A 25,941-nucleotide genomic window follows, 5' to 3' on the forward strand; every position below is an offset into this window, starting at 1 on the left:
ATGCGTTCCTTAAAGAATGGTACGTAAGTGACCCGCCAAACACCTACTGACGCATACCGATGTTGTGCTAAATCACATATGGAGATTCAGTGAAATCAACCAAACGCCTTAGTCTTCGAAGGTTGCGGTATCAATCACAAAGCGGAATTTCACATCGCCGGCTACCACGCGCTCATAGGCAGCATCGACATCGTTGACACCGATCTTCTCGATGACGGCTCCAATGCCGTGCTCCGCACAAAAGTCCAGCATCTCCTGGGTCTCGGCGATACCGCCGATATTATTTCCCGTCAGCACCTTGCCGCCGCCGACGAGGCTGCCCATGTGGATTCCCAGTTCCTATGGCGGAAGGCCGACCACGGACATGATGCCGCGCGGCTTAAGCAGCTGCAGGTAATCATCGAGAGAGTACTGGGCAGAAATGGTGGACAGGATGACATCGAATTCGCCGCGGTGGTTGGCAAAGAAGTCTTCGTCTTCACCGGTGGCCAAAATGTGCTTCGCACCAAGCTCGTAGGCTTCCTTCTCTTTGCGCAAGGAGCGGGAAATCACGGTCACTTCCGCACCCTTTGCCGCCGCGATTTGGACACCCATGTGGCCCAATCCGCCTAGGCCGACTACAGCGACCTTGTCACCTTCCTTGACCTGCCAGCGGGCCAGCGGCGAATAGGTGGTGATTCCCGCGCACAGCAGCGGGGCTGCTTCATCAAAGTCAATACCCTCGGGGATGGTGCACACGAAGCCTTCATTGACGACTACCTTCTGTGCATAGCCACCTTGGGTAATGGTGCCGTCTACGTCCTCGGAGTTATAGGTTCCTACATTGCCGTTAAGGCAGTTCTGTTCCTGTCCATTGCGGCATTGCTCGCACTCGCCACAGGAGTTTACTAGGCAGCCCACGCCAACGCGGTCACCCACCTTGAACTTCGTGACCTTATCGCCCACGGCTTCTACAACACCGGCGATCTCATGGCCCACCGTCAGTGGGAAGTGGGCTTCGCCCCACTCGTTTTGAATGGTGTGGATATCGGAGTGGCAAATGCCTGCAGCTTTGATATCAATGACCACGTCATCCTCGCGCGGATCGCGGCGCTCGATTTCTACGACCTTAAAGGGTGCTTCAGGGTTTTCCTTTTGCAATACTTTGCTCTTAATTGGCATGCCCACAACCCTACGCTTACCCCTGCTAACCTCGCCTAACGAAAATAATCACCAATTTTGACAGGAAATGAGGGTACAAAAAAGCCAGCCACGCGTCCTGTTCGAGGAAGTGCGAGCGCGGCTGGCTTAACGTGGTGCTTAGTTCAGCTTCTCTGCGATGAGCTTATTGACCTGACCAGGATCGGCCTTTCCCTGGGTGGCCTTCATGACCGCACCCACAATGGCACCGGTTACCTTCTTATTGCCGGCACGGTACTTCTCCACGATGTCCGGGTTAGCTGCCAGCGCATCATCCACGGCCTTTTCAATGGCTCCATCGTCGCGCACGACCTCCAAGCCGCGCTTTTCGACGACCTCATCGACGTCGCCTTCGCCCGCCAACACGCCATCTACCGCCTTACGCGCCAGCTTGGTAGTCAGCTTCCCTTCATTGACGAGCGCGATAACGCGCGCCACCTGCTGCGGGGTAATGGACAAACCTGCAAGATCGGTTTCCTTCTCGTTGGCCTTGCCTGCTAGATAGGAAACCCACCAAGAGCGCGCCTCGTCCGGCTTCGCGCCGGCCTCAACGGTATCCACGATGAGGTCGAGTGCGCCGGCGTTGACCAAGTCGCGCATCTCTTCATCCTTGATGCCCCACTCTTCCTGAATGCGCGCACGGCGAACCCATGGCAGCTCCGGAAGGGTCTGGCGCAGTTCTTCTACCCACTCGCGTGGGGCGATGACCGGTGGAAGATCCGGGTCATTGAAGTAACGGTAATCCTCCGCGGTCTCCTTCGGACGCCCCTTGGAGGTAGTGCCGTCGGTCTCTTGGTAGTGGCGGGTTTCCTGATCGATGGTGCCGCCATCTTCAAGTACCTGTGCCTGGCGCTGCATCTCGAAGCGAACCGCCTGTTCCACAGAACGCAGGGAGTTGATGTTCTTGGTCTCGGTACGGGTGCCGAATTCTTCCTGCCCCACTGGGCGCAGAGACAGGTTGGAATCCACTCGCATCGAGCCCTGATCCATACGGGCATCGGAAACGCCTAGGGCTGCCACGAGCTCACGCAGGGCGGAAACATAGGCCTTAGCCACCTCCGGTGCACGCTCGCCGGCGCCGACGATCGGCTTGGTGACAATTTCAATGAGAGGAATGCCCGCACGGTTGCAATCCACCAAGGAAGCCGTAGCACCGTGAATACGGCCGTCCACGCCGCCCAAGTGGGTCAGCTTGCCGGTGTCTTCCTCCATGTGCGCGCGCTCAATTTCCACCCGCCACTCGGTGCCGTCCTCCAGAACTACGTCCAGGTAGCCGTCGTAGGCAATCGGCTCGTCATACTGGGAAATCTGGTAGTTCTTTGGTTGGTCCGGGTAAAAATAATTCTTGCGGGCAAAGCGAGAGGACTCGGCAATGGAGCAATTAAGCGCCAAGCCAATCTTGATGGCGCCCTCCACGCCCTTGGAATTTACTACCGGCAGCGCACCGGGCAGACCCAGTGAGACCGGGTCAACGTTGGAGTTAGGCGCTGCGTTGAAGTTCGTAGGAGAGGTAGAAAACATCTTGGTTTCCGTATCCAGCTCTACGTGGACTTCCATGCCCATTACCGGCTCGAACTTTTCTAGGACCTCATCAAAGTCCATCAGGTCATACATCGCAGCAGTCATGCGTGCCATCTTAATACGTCCATGCACCCGCGCGCTCACGCCCCTAAGCTGAATATTATGACTACACCACATAGCGTTGATGCTCAGCTTATCGATGCCCCTTTGATCAACATCGCAGTCTTTCGCACTGCCCCCACGCCCGAGGAGGTAAGCGAGCGTTTGACCACCACTTTTGCCGATCGCTTGGGAGACATCACTCCGGGCAAGAATCCCGGTAGCCTCATGGCCGAGCTCGATGATTCATTCTTATTGCACTACCAAGCCATCGATACCCCTCCCACCCGCGATAGTTATGGTCTCCACCCCATTTTGAGCGCGGACGCACGCGGTCTCGATTCTGCCACCGCACAAATCCTCGTCTCCGTACTTCCCCGGGATGCAGAAGACAACGGTGCCAAGCAGTTTCGTGAGGCTCGCCGCGAGCACCTAGAGCTGCTCTCTAAAGCCACCGCTGTGGTAGCCGAACACCCAGAATGCCTCATCGTCCACAACCCCAGAGGCAACGTATCTATCGCTCCGAATACGTTCCTCGAGGCCGTTCGGGACAACCTTGCCCCGATGCACATTGCGCCAGTATGGCTCACCCAAAAGGGAAACAAGATTCTGGGTTATACCGTGGGGCTAGTCCAAGCAGGTCACCCCGAAGTCCAAGCGGCCACCGAATCGATGGATCCCACCGATCTCTATTACAAGCTGGCTAATATCGCAGACCACGTTCTCCAAGGCGCCACCGTCAAGGACGGCGACACCTTAAGCTTCGAAGAAGGTCAGCCGCCCCTGACCGCACAGGAAGAACCCTGGTTTGTAGACGAGTCTCTTCCAGCGGTCACGATTGGTTTCTAGCTAGTACTCTCCTTCCTACGGGAATCCACATAGCGGCAGATGGCAGCCAGCACCGCACCGGAAAGGTTGTGCCACACGGAAAAGACGGCTCCTGGCAGAGCAGCCAATGGGTTCATATACGTCGATGCCAAGGAGGTGGCCAAGCCGGAGTTTTGCATGCCCACCTCGACGGCCATCGTGCGCCGAGCAGCGACTGGCTGCTTGGTTATCAATCCGGCTAGGTAGCCCAGACCGTAGCCACACCCGTTGTGGATAATCACGGCGGCAAAGACCAGCGCACCGGCGCTGGCGATGGTGTCGTGCGCTCCGCCCACCACGATGCACACGATGGCGGAAATCGCCGCAACCGAAATCCAAGGCAATGCCGAGTTAATCCTTGCCACCACCCGCGGCGCCAGCATGCCTATGAGGATGCCGGCGACGACAGGAATGAGCACCACCTTCACAATGGACCATGCCATAGACGAAGCGGAAACCGGCATATACTCCCCTGCCAGCCACAAGGTCAGCAACGGGGTAAACACCGGTGCCAATAGGGTGGAAATCGAGGTCATGGTCACCGACAGGGCTACATCGCCACGCGCTAAATAGGACACCACATTAGAGCTCGTTCCACCGGGAGCGCAGCCTACAAGAATGACCCCGGCCGCTACCGCTTCTGGGAGGTCCATGATTGCTACCACCGCCAATGCCACCATCGGCATGATGACAAACTGCGCAACTACTCCGATGAGCACGGGAAGCGGCCGGCGGGCCACCAAGGCAAAGTCCACCGGCTTGAGGGTAAGGCCCATACCAAACATGACAATGCCCAGCAGCGGGGTGACCTGCGGGGCAAAGGATGCCGCGGTATTCGGTGCAAAGTATCCAATCACGCCGCCGATAATCACGAGCACCGGAAAGCCTAGCGCTGCGATAAACGCTTGGCGGTCTTGAGCTGCGGAGGGCACAGTAGCCGCCGCCATCCGATTATCTGTCATGCTATCGATACTCATAGACAAAAGAATACGCTCCCACCCAGTGGGAGCGCTATCCTAATATTCGAAATGTGCGTGGTCTCTACCCAAAGAGCGCTTGTGCATTGCGGTAACGCGATTCCGGCACTGTCTTAAGGGTTCCCACGGCCTCCTCCAACGGAACTAGATCAATATCCTCGCCATGGAGAGCTACACACATACCTGACTTGCCTTCATGGGTAGCACGGGCTGCGTGCACGCCGTATCGAGTTGCCAGAACGCGGTCATAGGCAGTCGGTGTACCGCCGCGCTGGATGTGTCCCAGCACCGTCGTTCGCACGTCATATCCAGTGCGCGCCTTGATCTCATCGCCAATAACCTGGCCAATACCGTTGAAAGTCTGGTGTCCGAATTGATCCACGCCGCCGGCTTCGAAGTCCATCGTCCCCTCCTTGGGGAGGGCGCCTTCTGCAACGCAAATAATGCCGTATTTTTCACCCATTTGGAAGCGGCGCTCCATCGCCTTGGTGATTTCTGCGATATCGAAGGGCTCCTCGGGCACCACCGTGTAATGCGCGCCACCAGCCATGCCCGCGTGCAAGGCAATCCACCCCACATGGCGGCCCATTACCTCCACAATCAGAATACGGTTATGAGATTCCGCGGTGGTATGTAAGCGGTCAATAGCATCGGTAGCTACAGATACTGCGGTATCAAAACCAAAGGTGTAGTCGGTGGCATTGACGTCGTTGTCAATGGTCTTTGGAACACCTACTACCGGCACCCCATTATCGGATAGCCACTTTGCCCCCTTGAGGGTGCCCTCGCCTCCGATGGCAATGAGGGCATCCACTTCGGCGTCGGCCATATTGGATTTAATCTGATCAAGACCCGCCTTAAACTTATCCGGATGCAGACGGCCAGTGCCTAGGATGGTGCCGCCGCGCAACAAAATGCGGTCGATTTCTGCATCATCATAGAGATCGCGACGGCGGTCCTCCATCAAGCCCACCCAACCGTCTTCATAACCTACGACGGTATCTCCAAATTCATTGGATGCGGTACGCACAACCGCACGAATTACAGCATTGAGGCCGGGGCAATCGCCACCGGACGTTAAAACACCTAGACGCATACCTACCAATCTAGCGCGCTATTTTTAGCCCTGCAGAGTGTCCCGAAAGCAGAGAGCAGAAACCAAGCCCACCACCAGCGCAACTACGATGACAAGGAGCGAATTAATAAGTGCCACTGCTGGGTCACCTGTTTGCATAACGGCAGACACTAAGGCGACGCCCACTACGGATCCCACTTGGCGGGAGGTGTTATACACACCGGATGCAGCACCCATGAGCTCCGGCGAAATATCGCGCAAGGTGGTAGCTGCGTTGGAACCCCAGATGAAGGACTGCCCCACGCCAAGGCCTGCAATGGGCAGCCCGAGCACCCACGGCAAGGCGTCTACATGCATCACCCACCATGCCGCAAGCAGAGAAAGAATAAGGAGGGAAAATCCCACCAATCCAAGAATTCGAGGATTCACATAATCCGCCATAATTCCCGCGAGCGGAGATATCAGTAGAGAAACCAGAGCCATTGGCGCCACGATAATGCCAGCCTCGCCTGCTGGAATGCCCTGCATGGTCTGCAGCCACAACATGATGGGTAGCATCACTGCAGCCGCCATAAACCCCATGGCAATAATGCCCACCGAGCCGGCAAGGTAATTGCGGTCGCGAAAGAGCGTCAGCGGCACCAGCGGGCTCGCCCCGCGGGCATCGGCGGTAGCCTGCAACCGAATAAAACCTGCGCTAGCGATTGCTCCGGCGAGCAGAATAAGCCAAATGGTCCAGCCCCACCCCAGTACTGGTCCCTGTTGGATGCCAAAGACAATCGCCGCCAACGCGATCAGAGAAACAACGGCCGATGGCGCATCGATGGACTGCGGGGTAGTAGGCAACTCGGGCACCCACAACAGCGCCAGCACGATGGCCAGCACCACGAAAGGAATGTGTACCCAAAAGGCGGCCTGCCAACCGAAGTTTCCCACTAAGAAGCCTCCGGCGAGTGGACCGACAAGTGCTGCAATCGAGCCGATTACACCCCACACGCCCAACGCACGTCCACGGCGCTCGCGTGCGAAGATTCGGTTGATGACGGACATACTTTGCGGCATCTGGAGAGATGCCCCTACGCCTTGCACGGCACGCGCGGCAATGAGTACTTCTACTTGGGGAGCTATGGCACAAACCATCGCACCGACCCCGAAGATAGCCACGCCCAGACAAAACATCCGGCGTTGGCCCAAAACGTCGCCCAGACGGCCGGCGAAGAGCAACGGCACCACTGCAGCCAATAAATAGGACGCGGATACCCACATGGCCTGGTTTACACCCGCGTCTAGATCACGTTGCAGGTTCGGCAGCGCGACCGCCACCATGGATTGGTCCAGAAGAGACACAAAGAATCCCAGGGACAGTGCAAACATGGCGCGCCATGCTTGGCGCTCAGGCGGCAAGTGCGTCTCCACAGTCATAGCCATAAAGTCTAGCGGGGCCAGAATTATCGGCCTAGACTGGCCGCATGTCCATGATTGATATCAAAAAGCCCCAAGACGTATCTACCGCCACTACTGTCACCCTCGGCCTTATCGGCGGGTGGGTGACCGCCCGCGAGACCGGAATCCGCCCGCTCGGCGGCGTTATCCTCGCCGCCGCTGGCGTGTGGGCAGGCCGCTCTTGGGCAAAGAAAACCACTCCGGCTACCACTGCTGGCCTGTGTGCACTCTACGTGGGCGCATTCGGCGCCTCCCACCCGTTGGCGAAGAAGATTGGCGCCTGGCCAGCCGTCCTTAGCGTGACCGCGGCCTCGGCGGGCGCAGCCTATGCGCTTTCCGACGCCAAGTAATCCCCACACACACAAAATGCGCACCATGCCCGAAGACATGGTGCGCATTTTTAGTTTTAGTGTGCTGCGAGTTTTTACTTGGCAACACTAAACTCGGCCGCAGCTTCCTCGCTGCCCAAGGCGACGGTGCCGCCAGGGAGGTTAAAGAAGGAAGGCTTGGACTCAAGGAGGCCGAGCAGGGCGTCGGAAAGCTGCTGCGTATGCTCATCGCACGCCGCGCGGGTGGAGTTAAACTCGCCGACGCTGATGGTGCCATCCGCAGCCACCTTGTAGGTGGTGGTGTAAGTATTGCGGCCATCATTCATCACCAAGGAGTGGTCCTTGGCAAATTCGACGCTAAACTTTCCTTCTTCCTTAATGGAGTGGAGAGTTCCAGTGATGGTCTGCCCCTCGATGTGAGGCTCCAGCTTCTCCGCGCCCTTCGGCAGCGGGGCAATAAGCCCAGAGTTGGTCGGCGCGGTCATGCTGAACCCCGGATCAATGGAGGGCACCTGCGCGGCATTGGCAACGCCCACGCCCATGAGTGCAGCGGCGGACAGCGAAAAAATTGCGGTCTTCTTGAAATGCATACCCGATAATTTTACCCCCGCCGAATATAAATTCAACGGGGGCAGATAAACCTTTATGGAATTGCCAGGGACCCCACAGGAAGTCGCTTATTTATTGCGGCCAGCTTCATAGGCAGCGCCGACCTTGTACAGGCGGTCATCTTGGAAGGCTGGCGCCATGATCTGCAGACCGGTGGGCAAATTGGTATCGCTTGCCATACCGGATGGCACAGACATGCCGCACAGGCCAGCCAGGTTCAGCGGCAGAGTGCACAGGTCAAAGTTGTACATTGCCATCGGATCCTCGGCCTTCTCCCCCAGCTTAAACGCGGTAGTCGGGGTGGTCGGGGAAACAATTACGTCAACCTGCTCGAAGGCGCGAGCAAAGTCCTGGGCAATGAGCGTACGCACGCGCTGCGCCTGCAGATAGTAGGCATCGTAGTAGCCCACGGACAGTGCATAAGTACCCAGCATGATGCGGCGCTTGACCTCTGGGCCAAAGCCTTCCGCACGAGACTGGGACATGACCTGCTCGGCAGAGTGGGAGCCGTCATCTCCCGCACGCAGGCCGTAGCGCATGCCATCGAAACGCGCCAGGTTAGAGGACACCTCGCACGGCATGATCAGGTAGTACGCAGCCAGTGCGTCATCGAAGTGCGGGCAATCTACCTCGACAATTTCCGCACCCTGCTCGCGCAACTGCTCAACGGCGGCGTGGTAGTTCTCCATCACGCCTTCCTGCCAGCCATCGCGCTCAAATTGCTTAATCAGGCCGACCTTGACTCCAGAGAGGTCACCCTTAGCACCCTCGCGTGCAGCGGCGACAACCGGCGCTACCGGCTTATCAACGGAAGTGGCATCGAAAGCATCGTGGCCAGCGATGACCTCGTGCAGGAGCGCGGTATCGAGGACAGTGCGGCCGCACGGGCCCGCTTGGTCGAGGGACGAGGCAGCAGCGATAAGACCGTAGCGGGACACGGTGCCGTAGGTCGGCTTTACGCCTACGGTATTGGTCAGCGCAGCTGGCTGGCGGATGGAACCGCCGGTATCGGTACCAATGCCAAGCGGCGTCTGACCAGAGGCGAGTGCGGCAGCGGTGCCACCGCCGGAGCCGCCTGGGGTGCGCTCCGTGTCATAAGGGTTATGCGCTGGGCCAAAAGCAGAGTTCTCATTGGAAGAACCCATAGCAAACTCATCCAGGTTGGTCTTGCCCAGGATGGGGATTCCAGCCTCGCGCAGGCGCTTGGTCACGGTAGCGTCATAGGGAGAAACGTAGCCCTCCAGCATCTTGGAAGCAGCGGTTGTCGGCGCATCGGTGGTAACCAGCAGGTCCTTAAGCGCCAGCGGCACGCCGGCCAGACCAGAAGCAGGCTCTTCACCGGCATCGAGTGCCTTATCCACGGCGTTGGCAGCCGCGAGGGCTTCTTCCGCGCCCACATGCAGGAAGGAGTTAAGCTCCTCGTTGGTCTCTGCAATGCGGTCTAGGAATGCCTGGGTTACCTCGCGGGAAGTAATTTCACGGGCGTGAATCTTCTCCGCCAGCTCGGCAGCAGTCAGGGAGGTCAGGCCCTCCGCGGGAACGGTCAGGTTAGACATTTATTCTCCTCCCAGGATCTGTGGCACAACGAAGCGCTCTTCTTCTACGGCCGGTGCTTGGTCCAAGGCCTGTTCTGCAGTAAGGGTGCGCACAATAACGTCCTCGCGCATCGGGGCGTCCACGGAGTGCGGGTGGCTCATCGGCTCCACGCCCTCGGTATCAACGTTTCCCACCGCGGAAACCGAATCAACAATTTCATCAATCTGCGTTGCGAACTGGGCTAGCTCTTCCTCACTCAGGGCCAGGCGGGAAAGCTTGGCGAGGTGGGCTACCTCATCACGCGAAATCTCAGACACGCGAACTCCATCCTTTTTCTGCATAATTGACACGCGGGTGAAAAATATTCGCCGTCAGCATGTACTATGTGAATTGCTAACGACCCATGGTACTGCACCGACCACGACGGTTGCCGCGTCACCCCAAATTTGCGTTGCTTGAAGCCCGCATTGTGACGCACGTATCATGTCTGGGACTACAAACTACCGAAAGCGTGCAAGACCATGTCCTTTTTGATCCGCGTACTGCTCCCCGATGCTCCTGGCAGCTTGGGCCAGCTTGCCGACGCCTTTGGACTCGTCGATGGCAATATCCAATCGGTCGATATCGTAGAAAACTTTCCCGATGGAACAGTCATGGATGACATTGTCATTGAGTTGCCGCAAGGCACCATGGCCGATGTCCTCATTACCGCCGCCTCCTCTGTCGAGGGCGTGGAGGTCGACTCCATCCGCCCATTCAGCGGCCGCGTAGACCGCCGCGGGCAAATCGAGCTCCTTGCACGAGTTGCCCATGCCACGAATGTCACTGCCGCTATGGAAGAGGTAGTAGCCGCGATCCCAAGGGCTCTAACCTCCACGTGGTGCATCGTCATCGACAATAACGAGCCCATCCACCGCGTAGCTTCTTCCAATGCCGCCCCCGAAGATGATGGAACCGTACCTCACGATATTGAGGTGGAAAGCGCCCGCGTGCTCAGCCCTGATCGTGATGAATGGATCCCGGAAAGTTGGTCGCTACTCGATTCCGCCTTGGCCGCCGCCCCGCTCGGCGATACCGGCCTAGTTATAGCCATGGGCCGCACCGGCGGCCCTGACTACCTAGCCTCCGAGGTGGAGCACCTAGGTCACATCGGCACCATCTTGGGCAGCTTCCTCAAGTAGCCGGACCGATTTAGGCTTCACCTGTTTCTAGTAGCTGCTGGAATTCCGCTTCATTGAGAATCGGGATTTCCAGCTCACGGGCCTTGTCCTCCTTGGAGCCCGCGTTCTCACCGGCCACCACATAGGAGGTCTTCTTCGAGACCGAACCGGTAGCCTTTCCCCCGCGAGAAACAATAGCTTCTTTCGCGGAATCACGGGTGAAGTTCTCCAAGCTGCCGGTCACCACGATGGTCAGACCCTCTAGAGTCTGCTCCTTGTGGTCTTCCACCGCTACCTCCATAGCCACCCCTGCGGCAGCCCATTTGTCCACGATAGTGCGGTGCCAGTCCACTTCGAACCAATCATGGAAAGATTGTGCGATGGTCATACCCACGCCATCGACTTCTGCCAGCTCCTCCGTTTTGGCTGCGCGTAGCTTTTCCATGGATCCATAGCGGGAGGCCAGCGCCCGAGCGGCAATTGGCCCCACGTGGCGAATAGACAGCGCGACCAGGACGCGCCAGAAGTCACGGCCTTTGACCTCATCCAGATTCTTTAACAAGTTCTGTCCGGCCGTATTGACCTTGACATTTCCTTCTTTTTTGGTGCGCTTGTCCTTTGTATCCTTCTTCGCCGTGTAGACGTCCGAGGCCAGGAGCTTTTCCTCGGTGAGCTCGAAAAGCTCTGATTCGTCGACGAGAATGCCATTTTCAATTAAGTCCATTGCCCCCTTCTCGCCCAGGGCCTCAATGTCCAGTGCCTTGCGCGAGGCCAAATACTCCAAGCGCGCGGAAAGCTGTGCTGGGCACGATTGGGCATTGGGGCACCGCCAATCCGCGTCGCCGTCTTTTTGTGGGGCCAACTTCGTGCCGCATGCCGGGCAGTTCTCCGGGAATGCCCACTCATACTCGCTACCATCGCGCTGCTCGCGCACTGGTCCGAGCACCTCCGGGATAATCTCGCCCGCCTTGCGAATGATGACGGTATCCCCGATAAGCACGCCCTTGCGCTTTACCTCGGACTGATTATGCAAGGTAGCCATGGACACTGTCGAACCGGAGACAAAGACCGGCTCCATGATGGCAAACGGGGTCACTCGCCCGGTACGTCCAACACCCACCTCAATGCCATTGAGCTTTGTAGTCACCTCTTCTGGTGGATACTTATAGGCAATGGCCCAGCGCGGGGCGCGGGAAGTCGCACCCAGTGCGCGCTGCGAGCCCAAATCATCTACCTTGACGACGAGTCCATCCATCTCAAAGATGGCATCGTGGCGGTGTTCTGCCCAATGTGCCACCTCGTCCTGGACCTGCTCGGCCGAGTGAACCTGCTTGGTATATGGGGAAACGGGCAGCCCCCAAGCCGCAATTGCCTTATAGGCATCATGTTGGGAGGTGGGTGAAAATCCCTCGCGCGCGCCTAGGCCGTGACACACCATTTTCAGGCGGCGCTTTTTCACCTCGGCGGGATCCTTCATGCGCAGTCCACCTGCCGCGGCATTGCGCGGATTAGCAAACTTTTCCTTGCCATCGGCCGCGCGCTCCTCATTGATCTCTTCAAAATCCTCGGGGCGCATATAGACTTCGCCGCGAATCTCGATCAGCTCTGGGACCGGGTATTCATCTGTCCCCTTGAGCTCATGCGGAATGTCTTCAATCACGCGTGCATTAGCAGTGATGTCTTCGCCCACCGTGCCATCGCCACGGGTCGCGGCGGTGGTCAGGCGCCCATTGCGATAGACCAAATCGATAGACAAGCCATCAATCTTGAGCTCAGTGAGATAAGTCTTTGCTGGGGTTCTTTCGAGCCAATCCTGCATCTCGCCAGCGCTAAAGACATTGTCCAAGCTCATCATGCGCTCAAGGTGTTCAATATCCTCACCGGCGCTCGGTGCAGCACCCACCTGCTGGGTAGGTGAATCAGGCACGGCAAGCTCAGGATGTTCTTCTTCGAGTGCAAGAAGGCGTTGGAAGAGGGCATCAAAGTCGGCGTCGGGAATAGCCGGCTCACCGTTGTAGTACAGGTTGCGGTGGCGGCGCACTTCCTGCGCAAGGTCATTCCATTCACGGTGCAGATCAACTGGATTAGTCACGCTGCTCAAGTGTAGCTATCCCTCGTGTCGGGGCTAGCTACTAAGGTATTGATCATGACTTTCGACGCCTCCCACATGCTCGCCTTCGACCTTGAGACCACCTCGGCCAATCCCAAAGAAGCCCGCATCGTCACCTCTGCCTTAGTCCGCATTGATGGCCGCGATGTACAAAAGGTGGAGCACCTCGCCGATCCCGGAATCGAGATCCCGGAGGAAGCGACCAACGTGCATGGCATCACTACCGAAAAGGCCCGCGCCGAGGGCCGACCGCACGAAGAGGTTCTGAAGGATACAGTCGAGGCCATCAAGGCCGCCTGGGAGGATGGTCTAACGCTCATTGTCTACAACGCTGCTTTTGATCTCACCGTGCTGCGGAGCCTCACCGGCGATTTCACGGTCACCGGCCCAGTCTATGACCCCTATGTAATCGACCGCGTCAGTGATAAGTGGCGCAAGGGCAAGCGCACCCTTGGCGCCGTGTGCGAGCACTACGGCGTCGAGTTGGGCAACGCCCACGAAGCTACTGCCGACGCCCTCGCAGCCGCCCGCGTCGCTTGGAAACAGGTACGCCAGCACTACCCCAACTTGGCGCAGATGGATGAAAACGAGCTCATGGAATTCCAGGCGGTCAAGTGGTACGAGGATCGGACTGCATTTAAGAAATACCTAGAGGGCAAGGGCCGCGATGCCTCGGATGTCTCGACTGCATGGCCCCTCATCGGATAAAGTCTCCCAAATCTCCTAGATCTCCAAGTACGGCTAAAAGTCTCCCAAATCTCCGATAACAAGGGTTACACTAGCGTTATGGAAAATCCGTTCCGCCCTACATTCGGCGCTCCTCCCCTGTTCTGGGTCGGGCGCGGTATCGTGCTCGATAGCTTCCGCACTGCGCTCAATGGCTCGGCAGGCAATGCTTCCCGCTCCATGGTGCTCAGCGGTGCAAGGGGCATCGGCAAGACTGTTCTCATCAACGAGTTGGAGGACATCGCCGAGGCCCGAGGGTGGGTAACGCTACGCTCCTCAGGGCGCTCCACCATGGTCGAGGAACTGGTCAATACCACCATCCCCAGGCTGCTTGAACAACTCTCTCCGAGCGACAAGAAGAAGGTCAGCCGCATCGGCATCGGCGGCGTGGGATCAATCGGCTTCGACCATCAAAAGGAAGATCGCTTCACCCCCACGCTGAATACTCGCCTGCGTGAGCTTTCCACAGAGCTAAAAGGCACCGGAATCCTGCTTACCATCGACGAGGTGCAAGACGCCGATGTCGATGAACTCACCACCATCGCCGTGGCCTACCAAGACCTGGTGCGCGATGAAATTGATATCGCTTTGGTAGCCGCCGGCCTTCCCCAAGGGGTCAACCACCTATTGGATTTGCCCGGGGTGACGTTTCTGCGCCGGGCCCAGAAGTTCGTCTTAGGACCGCTGTCTCCGGCCAATTCGCAGCAGGCTCTAGAGCACACAGCGTCTGGCTCGGGGTTAGAGTTTAGCCCCGAGGCGACTAGGGACGCCGCAGCGCTTACGCGCGGCTACCCGTACCTCGTGCAATTGGTTGGCTCGCTGGCATGGGAGCGCAGTCGCCAGAACCAAGAAAGTGGCATTTCTCAGGAGACGATTGCTTCGATAGCTCCAGATGCGATTTCAATTATGGGAGCGCAGGTGCACCAGCCTGCGACGTTGACCTTGCCACCGGCGCAGCGGGAGTTTTTGGAAGCAATGGCCGCAGTCGAAGTGGATGGCATCGCCACCATTGCCGACATAGCAGGACACATGGACCGCACTGTACGATCTTTGTCCGCCACTCGCCAGCGGCTTATCGACGCCGACCTGATCGAACCCACCGCACACGGTAAACTGCGCTACGTCATCCCCTATATGGGTGAATACTTCACTACCACGGATAGCCGCGGGCGCGTCGATTAAAGATCGCCGGCGTCCCGGGCGAGGATGTCGGCGGTCTCAGTGACAGAACGAAGCGAACTAGCCGAAGCCGCACTGGGAAAAACATCGAAGTGGTCGTCCAATAGCTCGCGCGTCATACCTATGCGATCAAGGTGGGAAGCTAGGGCGATTGCTTCCTCCCTCGCATCTTTGCCGAGAATGCCCAAGCCGATGCGGTAGCCCGCACTGAGGTGCTCGCCCAATCCGTCATAGTGCTGTGGGGTGGAAAGCTGCTGGCGAAAGCGCGAATCAACCAAAAAAGTCTTCGCTGCGCGCGCCACCGACCAAATAGGCGCAGCATGCACATAGTCGACCTCAAACGCTAAAAGGCTTTCTAGGACGACTTCCTCTGGGACCGCTGGTATCGAGTCAAAATCAGTAGTCCCGGGAATCCGGCCAGCAATGATATCTGCCAGTAGCGGTTCATCGAGTTGTACGTGCACCTCGCCGTGGAAACGGCTTGCCACATCGTGGGCATGGGTGTGGAGGCCGTGTAAGAGGGCGTCGGAAAGCTCTGCGAAAGCGCTAGAGTCAGTGAACACGCGGTGGCCATCGGAGAGCTCGATGCTCGCCGCCAAAGACCAGGGCCCCAAGGCTTGCACCTTAATGTGGGAAACCGTCTCGCCCCAGACCCCCTGAACCTCATCGAGGTCGCGTTCTAACCGATCCCAGGTCCGCCGCGTCAAAAGCTGCGGACGCGCAGTCATGCGCCACGACCGCGGACCACGATCGATATTGATGGCTTCGAGCATGCTGGCCGTACGCCCAACCGCATCGGAGCCGAGTCCCCTATCAGGAAGCTGCGGGATAGCGGGAAGGTCAGTCTCACTGATTATGATGTCCGCCGCCTCCGCTACGGAAGTGCCGGGCATGGGGCCAAGTGCAAAGCCGGCCATCTAGGCCGTCCCGCAAATGGTGCCGGACCCGATAACGATATCGCCAAGCTCGTCTGGCGACGGCAAATACAGCACCGCCGCCTGGCCACGAGCCACGCCGGAAAGCGGTTCCTTAAGCTCAAGGCGCATCTCATCCGCAGCGCGGTCGACGTGCGCGACACAAGGCACCACGGAACCATGCGCACGCACCTGAACCTCGCACTCGAAGGCCCCATCCATGCCTGGGTGGAGGTACTTCAGGCGGTCAGCGTGAATCGAGGTCACGGCCAAGTCCTCGCGGGCACCGACGGTCACCGTGCCCGTAGAAGCATCGATGTCGGTGACGTAGCGGGGACGGCCGTCGGCAGCCGGCGCCTTGATGTCTAGGCCCTTTCGCTGACCGATGGTGTAGTTCCATGCACCATCGTGCTCTTTAAGCTCCGTGCCCTCCTGATCCACGATCAGGCCAGGGCGAAGCCCGATGCGAGCGCCCAAAAATGCCTGAGTGTTGCCGTCGGGAATGAAGCAAATATCATAGGAATCCGGCTTCTTCGCGGTGGAAAAGCCATGCGCCGCGGCCTCTTCACGGATCTGCGGCTTAGGAGTATCGCCAATGGGGAAAAAGCAGTGCTCCAGCTCTTCGGCCGAGATGACGCCCAAGACATAAGACTGGTCCTTATTCTCATCCAAAGAACGGCGCATGTAGCCGTTTTCGTCAATGGTGGCATAGTGACCCGTCGCCACAGCATCGAAGCCAAGCGCCATGCCCTTTTGTAGCAGTGCTCGGAACTTAATCTTCTCGTTGCAGCGCAAGCAAGGATTAGGTGTCTCGCCGCGAGCATAGGAATCCACGAAGTCCGTGATGACTTCTTCTCTAAATTCCTCCGAAAAATCCCACACATAGAAGGGGATGCCCAACTTATCGCAGATGCGGCGAGCATCGGCTGAATCCTCCAGCGAGCAGCAACCGCGCGCTTTCTCTCTGGTTTGCTGCGCGTCCTTGTGCAGGGCGAGGTGAACGCCAATCACCTCATGGCCAGCTTCTACCGCCCGGGCGGCGGCAACAGATGAGTCCACGCCGCCGGACATGGCAACCAATACTCGCATCTCGCTCCCCAATTCACCTTGACTACAGGCCCGAAAGTCTACTCCCTAGCCCCAACGCGGTTTAAATCGAATCCATTCCCTAAGCTTGTGTCACATGGGAAGAAAGCGAGCCTCCACCGAACAAGGAATCACCGGCACCTACGAAATCTCGACCGGAACAGCCGAGGTTGTGGCGGATGAGTTCCGCGATGGAGCCTATATCCTCAACGTTAACGGCGTGCCGAGTAGCCACATCGTGCTGGGCGAGCCAGAAGAATTGGAGTTCGAATACATGCGCTGGATTGCAGCGGCCGTCGAACACCTCAATACTCGGCCAGCGAATAAGCTGCGTGTCACCCACCTAGGTGGCGCAGGCTGCTCCCTTCCACGCTATTTTGCCAGCAAGCTCCCGGGTAGCCGCCACACGGTGGTCGAACTCGACGCCAAACTTGGGGAATTGGTGCGTACGCTTTTCGACGTCCCCCGTTCCCCTACCGTGAAGATCCGCGCCGGCGAAGCACGCAAAGAAACCGAGGGGTTCCTGCCCGCCAGCCGCGACATCATCATCCGTGATGTATTTGCTGGCGATAAGACTCCGGCTAGCCTCACCACCGTGGAGTTCTTCCAGGCTGCAAAGCAGGCACTAGAGCCAGGTGGACTCTATATTGCCAATTGCGGAGACCATTCTGATCTGCAGCTAGCAAAAAGCGAACTGGCCGGACTAAGCAAGGTTTTTGACCACCTCGCGGTCATCGCGGACCCACCAATGCTTAAAGGCCGGCGCTACGGAAACATCATCCTTATAGCCTCGGATACAGAAATGCCAGCCGAGGGCTCCATTGAAGCCGCTCAGCTGGCTAAGGCACTCCTTGGCGGGGCGGTGCCTGCCCACTACAAGGACGAGGCGTGGACCCGCGCGTTTTTCGCTGGTGCTACTGCAGCACGCGATTAAGTAGCGTGGCTACTTGGCCCGCATCGAAATCGGGAACATCAGCGCCAGCCTTCTTGGCCGCGTTCTTAGCCTCCGAAACTTCGGACTCGGAGACATTGCCAGACTTAACGTTGTTCACGTGACCGGCATTGTCCAACAGGATTGCTAGGTCACTGACAGAGAAGTTCCCCTTTGCCATATCACCCAGATCTTCTACTGGGAGGACATCCTTGTCCTGCAAGGTCTTCACGAAGCCTGCTAGACCTTGCGCTGCTTGGGGGTCAAGGCCGGACTTTTCGGCGGCGTCGACAAGCTGTGGTACCGCAATCAGTCCTGCTGCGAGGGCTAGGATAGCGCCGATAAGCGGCGTGCTGTCCGAGCTTAGGTCAACGCCATCGCCCACCACGAGCTGTTCGAGCGCGCCGCCGACATCCACATAATTTCCATCGCTAAAGGACTGCAGCTGCTGCTTGGAACCATTAAAAAGGTTCATATCAACGTCGGTAGGAATTCCAGCCACCTTGCCGGAGCCAGAACGCTGCCAGAAGGATAGCTTCTTCCAGCCACCCACGGCCTCGGGCGCCTGATCCTGATAGGCCGCAAGCCACAACGGCATATCCGAGAACTTCTGGGAGTTATTCATCTGCCCCATCCAGAAGTACTTGTAGGTGTAGATCATGGGAGTGCGGCCGGTAAGGCGCTTGAGCTCGCTGGTAAATTCTTCGATCCACTGCTCCAACTGGGCCGCGGATTTACCTTCATCCACCTCGATATCGAGTGCGGGAGGCAATGTCTGATCTGGCGCCAGCGCAATCTGCGCGGCAAAGTTCGCCGCTTGCGTTTTGGCGTCAGTCGATGGACGAGCGTAGTGATATGCGCCTGTCTTAAGGCCGGCAGCGTGGGCGGCCTGAACATCTTCGACGTAGTGCGGATTTACCCAATCCCCACCCTCAGTTGCTTTTACAAATGCAAAAGACTGACCGTCAGTACGTACCTTAGACCAATCGATGGGCGTGCCGCCCGGGTGCTGGTGTGCCGCAACGTCCACGCCCTTAGGGACGCCAAAGCTCACCGCCTGGGCAACAGCGGTACCACTAATAGCTAGTGCAGCCACGGTAACTACCGCAGTAATACTCTTTCGGAGTGCCTTCTTTGAAGTCATGCGCGTGAGTCTAACAATGGTTTCACTCTATCAACATCTTTAACACGCGCCACTTGAGATAATTTTCTTTTCTTCTATTCCTGTCACCGTAGGCAATTTCACCATTTAGAACATATGTTTGCCTCCCCTCTTGTGGCGGGCGCACCCACAGCGTAAGATAGACACCGTGAAGATTAGTTCAGCAGTTCTAATATTCGGGGGAAATAATTTTGGAAGCCTATTACATAGTCAATGATCCTAAAGATCCATTAGCAGTTAAAGCTACCGAAATCAGAAAGCAAGATTACCTTTTCTGGAAAGACGCCAAACCAGACTTAGAAGACGATTTCGACATTTCTTGCCATACCCTTGCCACCCGTACGGGATTGAGTGAGCGGCGCACGCGCGATATAACCATGGCGATCTACCGGCTGGCTGAGTTACCTCTAACAATGGCCCTGCAGGAAACCTACTACTTCCTGGATTTTTCTCGCCTCATTACTATCGACGCCGTACTTAGCAAGCTCGGTGATGTCCCTGCGGAAACCCTCGAGAGGATAGACCAAGAACTATCTCGTTATTTGACCCCCTCGAAGCCGGGACAGGTACTACCCTCCAACACGAATTTACGGCGAAAACTCAATGGCCTCATTGCTATTGAAAACCCATCCACCGAAGAAAACAAAGAGGCTCCCACGAAGAATAACTCCTATTTCACCTACTCCAGCTTCGGTGGCAAAGCCGGGCTAGCAGTTGAATTTGACGAAACTACCCTTATAGCTATCGACGAACACATCAGCATAGCCGCCGAGGAACATGGCCTTTCCAAGGCAGAAGCACTGGCCAAATTGATTCTGGGTGAAATTGAGTCTCGGACTAAGGTAGTTCTGCATATGTATCGCGCCCATGATCAGGAGTCTGCACCCGCGTTTATCCGGGGATTCGGATGGGTAAGCCCAGAGACCGCGGATAACCTGCGCCCCGCTCAGACGCGAGACATGGACTTAGCCAAAGAAATGGAAAGCGAAAGCTACGTTACTCCCCCGCTCATAGGCGCCTATGTGGAAGGCCGCGATGGGGTGTGCCGCTGGCCGGGGTGCTACCGCCCTGCGGAAAGCTGCCAGAAAGACCACCGCATTGACCATGCTCGGGGAGGGAAAACTGCAGGGAGCAATTTGGCTTCACTATGCCAGCACCACCATAACGTCAAGACTGACGGCGGTGCTTTTATATCATGGATCCGCACACTGGGGACATTGTGTGGCTGTTTGATGATGGGCGCTGGGAATATGACGAGCCCCAAGGACCGCTAGCACCCAAGAACAAGAACTGGGCGCTAACGGTGGGCCAAGCTATCGCCGCCCGACGGGCAGCGGCGAAGGAAAGGAATGAAAGCTAGACGGATCGGGCTCGGGAGATTACCTCGGGAAGATGAGCCAACACGTAATCGACATCTTCTTCCGAAGTAAGCCGGCCTAACGTAAAGCGCAAGGAACCGATTCCTTCAGCCTCGCTTACTCCCATCGCTTCCAGAACGTGAGACATGCGGTTTACACCTGCGCTACAGGCGCTGCCGGTTGAGGCCTCAATCTGCAGGGAATCTAGCAGCATGATGAGGCTATCGCCATCTGCACCAGGGAAAGAGACGTGCAAGTGAGAAGGCAAACACGGTTCAGTGGAATTGATGACTGCATTGTCAATGGTGGCGAGAATTCCATCGCGGAGCTTATTGCGAAGCGCGGAAATCCGTTCACCTTGAGTAGAAATTTCCGCGACGGATTCCTCCAAAGCCGCAGCTAGACCGGAAGCACCAGCGACGTCGACAGTTCCAGGACGAATTCCGCGCTCCTGCCCACCGCCATAGGCAATGGGTTGGGGTGCGGGACTCCGCTTGGCTAGAAGTAGGCCAATGCCGCGGGGACCGCCGAACTTGTGGGCGCTAGCTGCAAGGCTGGTGATCCCTAGGTGGGAAAAGTCGATGGGAACCTTTCCTACCGCTTGCACGGCATCAACGTGTACCGGTGTACCCACTGCGCTGGCTCGGGCGGCAATATCTTCGATGGGTTGAATGGCGCCGGTTTCGTTATTGGCCCACATGCAGGTAGCGACGTCGGCAAGCGTGTCTAGAGCCGACAGGTCTGCTATGTGTCCGGAGCGATCGACAGGAAGAATCTCGACGGTAGCACCCGAATTGTGCAGCTTAGCCACGGTATCGCGCACGGCGGGATGCTCAATATCGGTGGAAACTATGCGGTTTGTTTTACCGGCCGCATAAAGTCCCTGAATGGCGATATTGTCTGCCTCTGTGCCAGAAGAAGTGAAAATCACCTCGATTGGCTCGCAGCCGAGGAGTGAAGCAACCTTCTCGCGGGCATCATCGAGCACAGACCGAGCCTTGCGGCCGGAACCATACTGCGCGCCGGAGTTCAGGGAGCCAGCCGCAGCTACCCACGCGTCAATCGCGCTCTGGCGCATCGGCTGGGTAGCAGCGTAGTCAAAATAATGCGGCATTACTGACGTGCCTTCAGTTCCTCGGTCAAGGCTGGGGCGATTTCATGGAGGTCGCCCACAACGCCAAGGTCCGCGATCTGGAAAAATGGCTCATCCTGGTCCTGGTTGACCACCACAATAGTGCCAGAGGTCTGCATGCCGGAGGTGTGTTGGATAGCGCCGGAGATGCCCAAACCGATGTAGAGCTCAGGCGAAACGGTAACGCCAGTCTGGCCGATCTGATAGGCAGCGTCATAGAAGCCTTCGTCTACCGCATCGCGGGTAGCGCCGACTGCGGCGCCGAGGGCGTCGGCAAGCGGCTCGACAACATCACCGAATTCATCACCCACGCCCCGGCCGCCAGCGACGACCACCTTGGCTTCGGTAATTTCCGGACGTGCAGATTTCTGGGCAGGGGTAAAGGAAGTTACCTTGACATCTTTGCCAGTAGCGGCCGGCAACGGCATCGGGGCTGGTTGCGCTTCCACCTGCTGTGGTGCGGCCTCTACCGCGCCTGGGCGCAGCGTATAGATCGGGCACTGGCCGGTAGCGGTAGAGGTAGTCTCATAGGAGCCACCAAAAATGGTCATCTGGGCGGAACCATCAGCGGCGATGCCGCTGACATTGACCAGTGCGCCGGAAGCGAGGCGGGCAGCTAGGCGGCCGGCAATCTCGTTATTGGCGGGAGTTGCGGCCAGCACGATAGGTGCGGGGTTCGCGGCGCCGAGAGCATGCAAGGCATCGACTTCTGGAATCAGGAGGCGCTGGTCATAGTCTTCGGCCGTTGCTTGGACCACCTGCGCGGCGCCAAGGGCGGCAAGGTCAGCATCGAACTTATCTGCCTGCTTGCCGACGACCACTGCAGACACCGTACCCAATTCGCGCGCGGCCGTAATCAGTTCTCCGGTAACGGGAAGGACTTTTTCCGCATCGTGCTCAACTAATACGTAAACGTGAGACATATCGACTCCTAAATCAAGTTCTTTGCGGCTAGGAAGTCAGCGATCTTCTTCGCTGCGTCTTGCGGGTTGGGCTCAGAAATAACCTCGCCAGCGGTGCGCGGTGGGCGCTTTTCGGCGGCCGAAACGGAGGTAGTGGGCGCAATTGCCTCAATTCCCAAATCAGCTAAGGAGAAAGTAGTGATTTCCGCCTTCTTAGCGGCCATCAATCCCTTGAAGTTAGGGAAGCGCGGCTTGTCGCTCTTATCGTTCACAGAAACAATTGCAGGCAGCGGCGTTTCTAGTTCCCAGGTGCCACGCGCATCATCTCGCGTGCCACGCAGCGTGCCGCCCGCCAGCTCTACCTTGTGCAGCCCGGTAAGGGCAGGCAGCTGGCGGTATTCGGCGAGCAATCCAGTAAGTAGGCCGGTCGAGGCATCGGAGGCCTCGGTGCCAGCGGTGATCAATTGGACGTCGTCAAGCTTGTTCAGCGCAGCGTTGAGAGTCCATGCGGTCGACAGCGCATCCGCTCCCGCCAGCGAATCATCGGAGACAAGCACCGCGTCATCGGCACCCATAGCCAGTGCCTTGCGCAATGCTTCGTCTGCCTGGGCCGGCCCCATGGTCAGCGCTACTACCTTATAACCCGCATCCGGGTTGTCGTCGCGCAGGCGCAGGGCTTGTTCCACGGAATACTCATTAACCTCATCAATGACGTTATCCACGGAGGTGCGATCCAGGGTGTGGTCATCTTCCAAAGACTTGGTAGACCACGTATCCGGCACGTGTTTGACCAGAGCCACGATAGTTGGCATTGGGCACTCACCTTTCCGATATATTTATGTTGCGTAATTATCCTCGGACGATGATACTCGGGGTTTGCACAGCAAGGCGATTCCTTGTGCGCCAATTCGCGTAATGATTACCGCAAAAGGCTTCTTCCCCTTGAGCTTCATCTTCTTCCGCAGCTGGTCAGGGTCCACTTCTACCCCGCGCACGAGGATTTCCAAGCTCCCCGCGTCATAGGATTTAAGTACGGATTTTAATCTCTTTAGGGGTACTTTTTCTATGAATGGAAAACCCGAGGTTCCCTCCGGAATCCTCTCCCCTGTCAGGTACGCGATGCGCTCATCGATTTGGTGCAGCCCTTCCCGTGCCGCGTAATGCCGCACCAAGCCGGAGCGCACAATGGCACCGTCCGGGTCAATGAGGTAGCTACCAATCTCTCCGGCCTCGGGCAGGTTTGTTTCTTTATCATCGAGGACGTCTAGCTTGTGTCCACGAATCATTACTGCCCTTCGGCCGGTTCCTAGGCCTGGGGTATAAAGGCAGGCTTCTTTTACTCCGCCGTCGACGCTTGCGACGGTAACAAGGCCGTTCCATTCGCTGAAATCAAGGCCGGGTGCACACTTAATGGCCAATTCCTTGCCGCGATGCTTGTCGACGACCTCTGGAAGCGGTGGCACGAGATCCTCCGGCCGGGTGATTCTTCTACCTCCGGCGCGACGGGCGGGATCTGCAAGGAGGACATCGGCAGTCGTTGTAGTGGTGAGCGCATCAGCGCGAAAGATCTTGGTCGAAGAAAGATTGTGCCTCGCCATTCTCACGCGCGACTCGTCCAAGTCTGAGCCAAAGTAGTCGAGCGGAGAATTTAGACCTTCCGTACCGATGGAGCAGGTGATGTCGTGGACGCTGCCCACCCCCTGCTCTGCAAGAAACTCCGCCCGGTATGCCGCAACCTCGACGGGGGTTGCTTGTTGGGCTGAGTCGGCGTCCATCAGCCAATCACTGGGAAGCTTGCCCGAACTACGTGCGGTCACCAGTTCCATGACTGCGCGTCCATAGTCGCCGAACTTCTCTTTCAAGACTTCGGTGTCTTTAAGCCGAGAAGCCTTGGTCAAGGCGAGATCGAGGTGAGCAATTTCCTCGTGGTGCTCAATCAAGAAGCTGACTTCTGCGGGGGTATAACTCATATGCGGTCTAAAGGAGTGGTGGAAAAGAATTCGCGGTAACGAGGGTCCTCGCGCGGATCCCCGATAACGGGGCGCAGGTCAGAAAAGGACGCATCATCGAGGACTTCTTGAACCGAGGAGTATCTGCTCAGCCTTTGCATCTGCGCCCAAGTAGGAATGACTAGGCGCACCAGCCCGGCGCGCCAGCCGTCCAAGATGAGCTGGGGAGAAAACCATCCGGTATCGTCCGCCTCGTCGGTATCCCCATCGGGTTCTTGGCCAGAAGGCAGCACCCCGACGAAAAAGAAAGTGTCGAACCAGTGGCTTTTTCCCTTTCCTACCCACCGGGCCCAGGGAAGGAGCATATCGGCGTCGACACGCATGCCGTTATTGCTGAGGAATTCGGTAAAGGAAATGGTGTGGCTCTCGAGTAGTTTTCGCTCCTTGTGATACCGCCGTGCATTGGAGACAATTCCGTCTTCGCGGATGGCAAAGAGGGTGCCGGCTTCCTCAAAGAGCTCTCGGGCAGCGGCGAATACTAGGGCGTGCGCTTTGTACTTTGTTACGCCCATCCGTCGGGCCATGGAGATGACGGATTTTCCGGCCCATAGCTCGCCCGAGTCCCAGGAACGCGGTGGAAAGTCGCGTGGGTCTACGCCGCCGCCGGGAAAGACCGAATGCCCCGGGTAATTGTGCATGGTGTGCACGCGCTCTTGTACCCATACTTCAAGACCATCGACGCCGTCCCGTAGGAGCAGGACGGTTGCCGCCAAGCGCCCACCGTTAAAGCCGGTGGTATCGCTGGCGTCAACGGCATCGATACGGTCATGAAAAGGGTTGGTCATAGAGAAGCTCGGCGGGCGAAGTATCGCTGTCCAATGCGGTCCACCTGAATGGGCTGGTGGAAGGCGCGAGTCAGGTTTTCTGAGGTGAGGACTGAATTAATCAGACCTTTTGCCACTACCTTACCCTCATCCAGCAGCATGGCGTGGGTAAATCCGTATGGGATCTCCTCCACGTGGTGGGTGATCATGATGATGGCTGGGGCATCTGGATCCATGGCTAGATCGCCGAGGTATCCCACCAGGTCTTCGCGGCCTCCCAGGTCCATTCCGGCGGAAGGCTCGTCTAGGATGAGCAGCTCTGGGTTAGTCATGAGTGCGCGGGCGAGGACGACTCGCTTCTTTTCGCCCTCTGACAATGTTCCCCAGGTGCGCTCCTTCAGGTGGGTTGCACCTACCTGGGCCAAAATCTCATCAGCACGGGAGAAGTCCATGTCTTGATATTCCTCCCGCCAGCGGCCCAGCACTGCATAGCCTGCGGAGACGACGAGATCGTCCACGCGCTCATTTTCGGGGATTCGCGATTGCACTGCAGCGGAGGAGATGCCGATGAGCGCGCGCAGATCGCGCATATCAGTTTTGCCGATCTGCTCCCCCATCAAAAAGGCGGTGCCCTTTGAAGGGAATTCTTCGGCCGCGGCCATGCGCACTAACGAGGTCTTACCCGCGCCATTGGGGCCAATAATGACCCAGCGCTCATCGAGTTCCACTTGCCAGTCCACAGGACCAACGAGGGTCTTGCCGCCGCGGCGCAACTCGACGCCGCGAAAATCTACGAGCCAATCTTGATCTGTAGGAGTTACGTCGTTCACGCCCTCCATTGTGACTGATTTATTCTTTGCCCGGTGAAATTGA

At 57.6% G+C, this 25,941-nt stretch carries 24 protein-coding genes and 1 pseudogene; 7 read left to right on the forward strand and 18 right to left on the reverse strand.

Annotated features, from left to right (window positions below):
- Positions 1-108: 108 nt before the first annotated feature.
- A pseudogene (locus tag MHK05_RS06890) lies at positions 109-1,161 on the reverse strand (NAD(P)-dependent alcohol dehydrogenase).
- Between the two features lie 138 nt (positions 1,162-1,299).
- On the reverse strand, positions 1,300-2,805 hold the full coding sequence (gene gatB, locus MHK05_RS06895; protein ID WP_234288100.1) for an Asp-tRNA(Asn)/Glu-tRNA(Gln) amidotransferase subunit GatB: 1,506 nt from the start codon (positions 2,803-2,805) through the stop codon (positions 1,300-1,302).
- 57 nt (positions 2,806-2,862) lie between these two features.
- Between gatB and MHK05_RS06900 the strand changes: the two genes are divergently transcribed.
- The gene (locus MHK05_RS06900; RefSeq protein ID WP_239205668.1) at positions 2,863-3,648 is read left to right on the forward strand and encodes a DUF4261 domain-containing protein; all 786 of its coding nucleotides are present in this window, start codon (positions 2,863-2,865) and stop codon (positions 3,646-3,648) included.
- On the opposite strand, the gene MHK05_RS06905 is transcribed toward MHK05_RS06900, so the two are convergent.
- The 3 genes from MHK05_RS06905 to MHK05_RS06915 form a co-directional block, all read right to left on the reverse strand.
- Positions 3,645-4,628 (reverse strand): bile acid:sodium symporter family protein, encoded by a 984-nt coding sequence (locus tag MHK05_RS06905; RefSeq protein ID WP_396130080.1) that lies wholly within the window; start codon positions 4,626-4,628, stop codon positions 3,645-3,647. The two genes, MHK05_RS06900 and MHK05_RS06905, sit on opposite strands and share 4 nt — an antisense overlap.
- A gap of 79 nt (positions 4,629-4,707) precedes the next feature.
- On the reverse strand, positions 4,708-5,739 hold the full coding sequence (locus MHK05_RS06910; protein WP_023021719.1) for an ATP-dependent 6-phosphofructokinase: 1,032 nt from the start codon (positions 5,737-5,739) through the stop codon (positions 4,708-4,710).
- Between the two features lie 24 nt (positions 5,740-5,763).
- Positions 5,764-7,140 (reverse strand): DHA2 family efflux MFS transporter permease subunit, encoded by a 1,377-nt coding sequence (locus tag MHK05_RS06915; protein ID WP_239205672.1) that lies wholly within the window; start codon positions 7,138-7,140, stop codon positions 5,764-5,766.
- A 47-nt stretch (positions 7,141-7,187) separates the two neighbouring features.
- Here MHK05_RS06915 and MHK05_RS06920 point away from each other — a divergent pair, with 47 nt between their 5' ends.
- Entirely contained in the window at positions 7,188-7,511 is a 324-nt protein-coding gene (locus MHK05_RS06920) for a hypothetical protein (RefSeq protein ID WP_005323344.1), read from the forward strand.
- A gap of 74 nt (positions 7,512-7,585) precedes the next feature.
- Here the strand turns inward: MHK05_RS06920 and MHK05_RS06925 are convergent, their stop codons facing one another.
- The 3 genes from MHK05_RS06925 to gatC all read right to left on the reverse strand — a co-directional run bounded on the left by MHK05_RS06925 (position 7,586) and on the right by gatC (position 9,952).
- The gene (locus MHK05_RS06925) at positions 7,586-8,080 is read right to left on the reverse strand and encodes an META domain-containing protein (protein ID WP_239205674.1); all 495 of its coding nucleotides are present in this window, start codon (positions 8,078-8,080) and stop codon (positions 7,586-7,588) included.
- Positions 8,081-8,167: 87 nt separating this feature from the next.
- On the reverse strand, positions 8,168-9,655 hold the full coding sequence (gene gatA, locus MHK05_RS06930; protein WP_239205676.1) for an Asp-tRNA(Asn)/Glu-tRNA(Gln) amidotransferase subunit GatA: 1,488 nt from the start codon (positions 9,653-9,655) through the stop codon (positions 8,168-8,170).
- On the reverse strand, positions 9,656-9,952 hold the full coding sequence (gene gatC / locus MHK05_RS06935) for an Asp-tRNA(Asn)/Glu-tRNA(Gln) amidotransferase subunit GatC (protein WP_034656449.1): 297 nt from the start codon (positions 9,950-9,952) through the stop codon (positions 9,656-9,658). It abuts the gene before it with no gap.
- Between the two features lie 204 nt (positions 9,953-10,156).
- Between gatC and MHK05_RS06940 the strand changes: the two genes are divergently transcribed.
- Positions 10,157-10,816 (forward strand): ACT domain-containing protein, encoded by a 660-nt coding sequence (locus MHK05_RS06940; protein WP_023021725.1) that lies wholly within the window; start codon positions 10,157-10,159, stop codon positions 10,814-10,816.
- A gap of 10 nt (positions 10,817-10,826) precedes the next feature.
- Here the strand turns inward: MHK05_RS06940 and ligA are convergent, their stop codons facing one another.
- Positions 10,827-12,896, reverse strand: coding sequence for an NAD-dependent DNA ligase LigA (ligA, locus tag MHK05_RS06945; protein WP_275436473.1), 2,070 nt, complete (start codon positions 12,894-12,896; stop codon positions 10,827-10,829).
- A gap of 45 nt (positions 12,897-12,941) precedes the next feature.
- On the opposite strand from ligA, the gene MHK05_RS06950 reads away from it, so the two are divergent.
- On the forward strand, positions 12,942-13,613 hold the full coding sequence (locus MHK05_RS06950; RefSeq protein ID WP_023021727.1) for a 3'-5' exonuclease: 672 nt from the start codon (positions 12,942-12,944) through the stop codon (positions 13,611-13,613).
- 78 nt (positions 13,614-13,691) lie between these two features.
- Positions 13,692-14,813 (forward strand): ATP-binding protein, encoded by a 1,122-nt coding sequence (locus tag MHK05_RS06955; protein ID WP_239205680.1) that lies wholly within the window; start codon positions 13,692-13,694, stop codon positions 14,811-14,813.
- Here the strand turns inward: MHK05_RS06955 and MHK05_RS06960 are convergent.
- The gene (locus MHK05_RS06960) at positions 14,810-15,703 is read right to left on the reverse strand and encodes a uroporphyrinogen decarboxylase/cobalamine-independent methonine synthase family protein (RefSeq protein WP_239205682.1); all 894 of its coding nucleotides are present in this window, start codon (positions 15,701-15,703) and stop codon (positions 14,810-14,812) included. The genes MHK05_RS06955 and MHK05_RS06960 overlap by 4 nt on opposite strands.
- A 24-nt stretch (positions 15,704-15,727) precedes the next feature.
- Complete coding sequence (mnmA, locus tag MHK05_RS06965; RefSeq protein ID WP_239205684.1) at positions 15,728-16,813, reverse strand: tRNA 2-thiouridine(34) synthase MnmA; 1,086 nt, start codon at positions 16,811-16,813, stop codon at positions 15,728-15,730.
- 94 nt (positions 16,814-16,907) lie between these two features.
- Here mnmA and MHK05_RS06970 point away from each other — a divergent pair, with 94 nt between their 5' ends.
- A complete protein-coding gene (locus MHK05_RS06970) occupies positions 16,908-17,744 on the forward strand; it encodes a spermidine synthase (protein ID WP_239205686.1) in 837 nt (278 codons plus the stop codon).
- On the opposite strand, the gene MHK05_RS06975 is transcribed toward MHK05_RS06970, so the two are convergent.
- A complete protein-coding gene (locus MHK05_RS06975; protein ID WP_239205688.1) occupies positions 17,725-18,885 on the reverse strand; it encodes a glycoside hydrolase family 25 protein in 1,161 nt (386 codons plus the stop codon). The two genes, MHK05_RS06970 and MHK05_RS06975, sit on opposite strands and share 20 nt — an antisense overlap.
- A 209-nt stretch (positions 18,886-19,094) precedes the next feature.
- Between MHK05_RS06975 and MHK05_RS06980 the strand changes: the two genes are divergently transcribed.
- Positions 19,095-20,177: an HNH endonuclease signature motif containing protein gene (locus MHK05_RS06980; protein WP_239205690.1), complete on the forward strand. Its 1,083-nt coding sequence runs from the start codon at positions 19,095-19,097 to the stop codon at positions 20,175-20,177.
- Between the two features lie 82 nt (positions 20,178-20,259).
- On the opposite strand, the gene MHK05_RS06985 is transcribed toward MHK05_RS06980, so the two are convergent.
- Genes MHK05_RS06985 through MHK05_RS07010 form a run of 6 tightly spaced genes read right to left on the reverse strand, consistent with a single transcriptional unit; the run spans position 20,260 to position 25,907 of the window.
- Positions 20,260-21,375 (reverse strand): cysteine desulfurase family protein, encoded by a 1,116-nt coding sequence (locus MHK05_RS06985; RefSeq protein ID WP_239205692.1) that lies wholly within the window; start codon positions 21,373-21,375, stop codon positions 20,260-20,262.
- The gene (locus MHK05_RS06990; RefSeq protein WP_086588755.1) at positions 21,375-22,316 is read right to left on the reverse strand and encodes an electron transfer flavoprotein subunit alpha/FixB family protein; all 942 of its coding nucleotides are present in this window, start codon (positions 22,314-22,316) and stop codon (positions 21,375-21,377) included. Before MHK05_RS06990 ends, MHK05_RS06985 begins: the two co-directional genes overlap by 1 nt.
- Before the next feature lie 8 nt (positions 22,317-22,324).
- Positions 22,325-23,107 carry an electron transfer flavoprotein subunit beta/FixA family protein gene (locus MHK05_RS06995; protein ID WP_239205694.1) on the reverse strand — a complete coding sequence of 261 codons (783 nt, stop codon included), beginning with the start codon at positions 23,105-23,107 and terminating at the stop codon, positions 22,325-22,327.
- 24 nt (positions 23,108-23,131) lie between these two features.
- Positions 23,132-24,265: a THUMP-like domain-containing protein gene (locus MHK05_RS07000; protein WP_239205696.1), complete on the reverse strand. Its 1,134-nt coding sequence runs from the start codon at positions 24,263-24,265 to the stop codon at positions 23,132-23,134.
- Positions 24,262-25,089, reverse strand: coding sequence for an NUDIX hydrolase (locus MHK05_RS07005; RefSeq protein WP_239205698.1), 828 nt, complete (start codon positions 25,087-25,089; stop codon positions 24,262-24,264). The genes MHK05_RS07000 and MHK05_RS07005 overlap by 4 nt, the downstream gene beginning before the upstream one ends.
- Positions 25,086-25,907 (reverse strand): ABC transporter ATP-binding protein, encoded by an 822-nt coding sequence (locus MHK05_RS07010; protein WP_023021739.1) that lies wholly within the window; start codon positions 25,905-25,907, stop codon positions 25,086-25,088. The genes MHK05_RS07005 and MHK05_RS07010 overlap by 4 nt, the downstream gene beginning before the upstream one ends.
- Positions 25,908-25,941: the final 34 nt, after the last annotated feature.

It is taken from the genome of Corynebacterium nasorum, assembly GCF_022347325.1.
Lineage (GTDB): Bacteria > Actinomycetota > Actinomycetes > Mycobacteriales > Mycobacteriaceae > Corynebacterium > Corynebacterium kefirresidentii.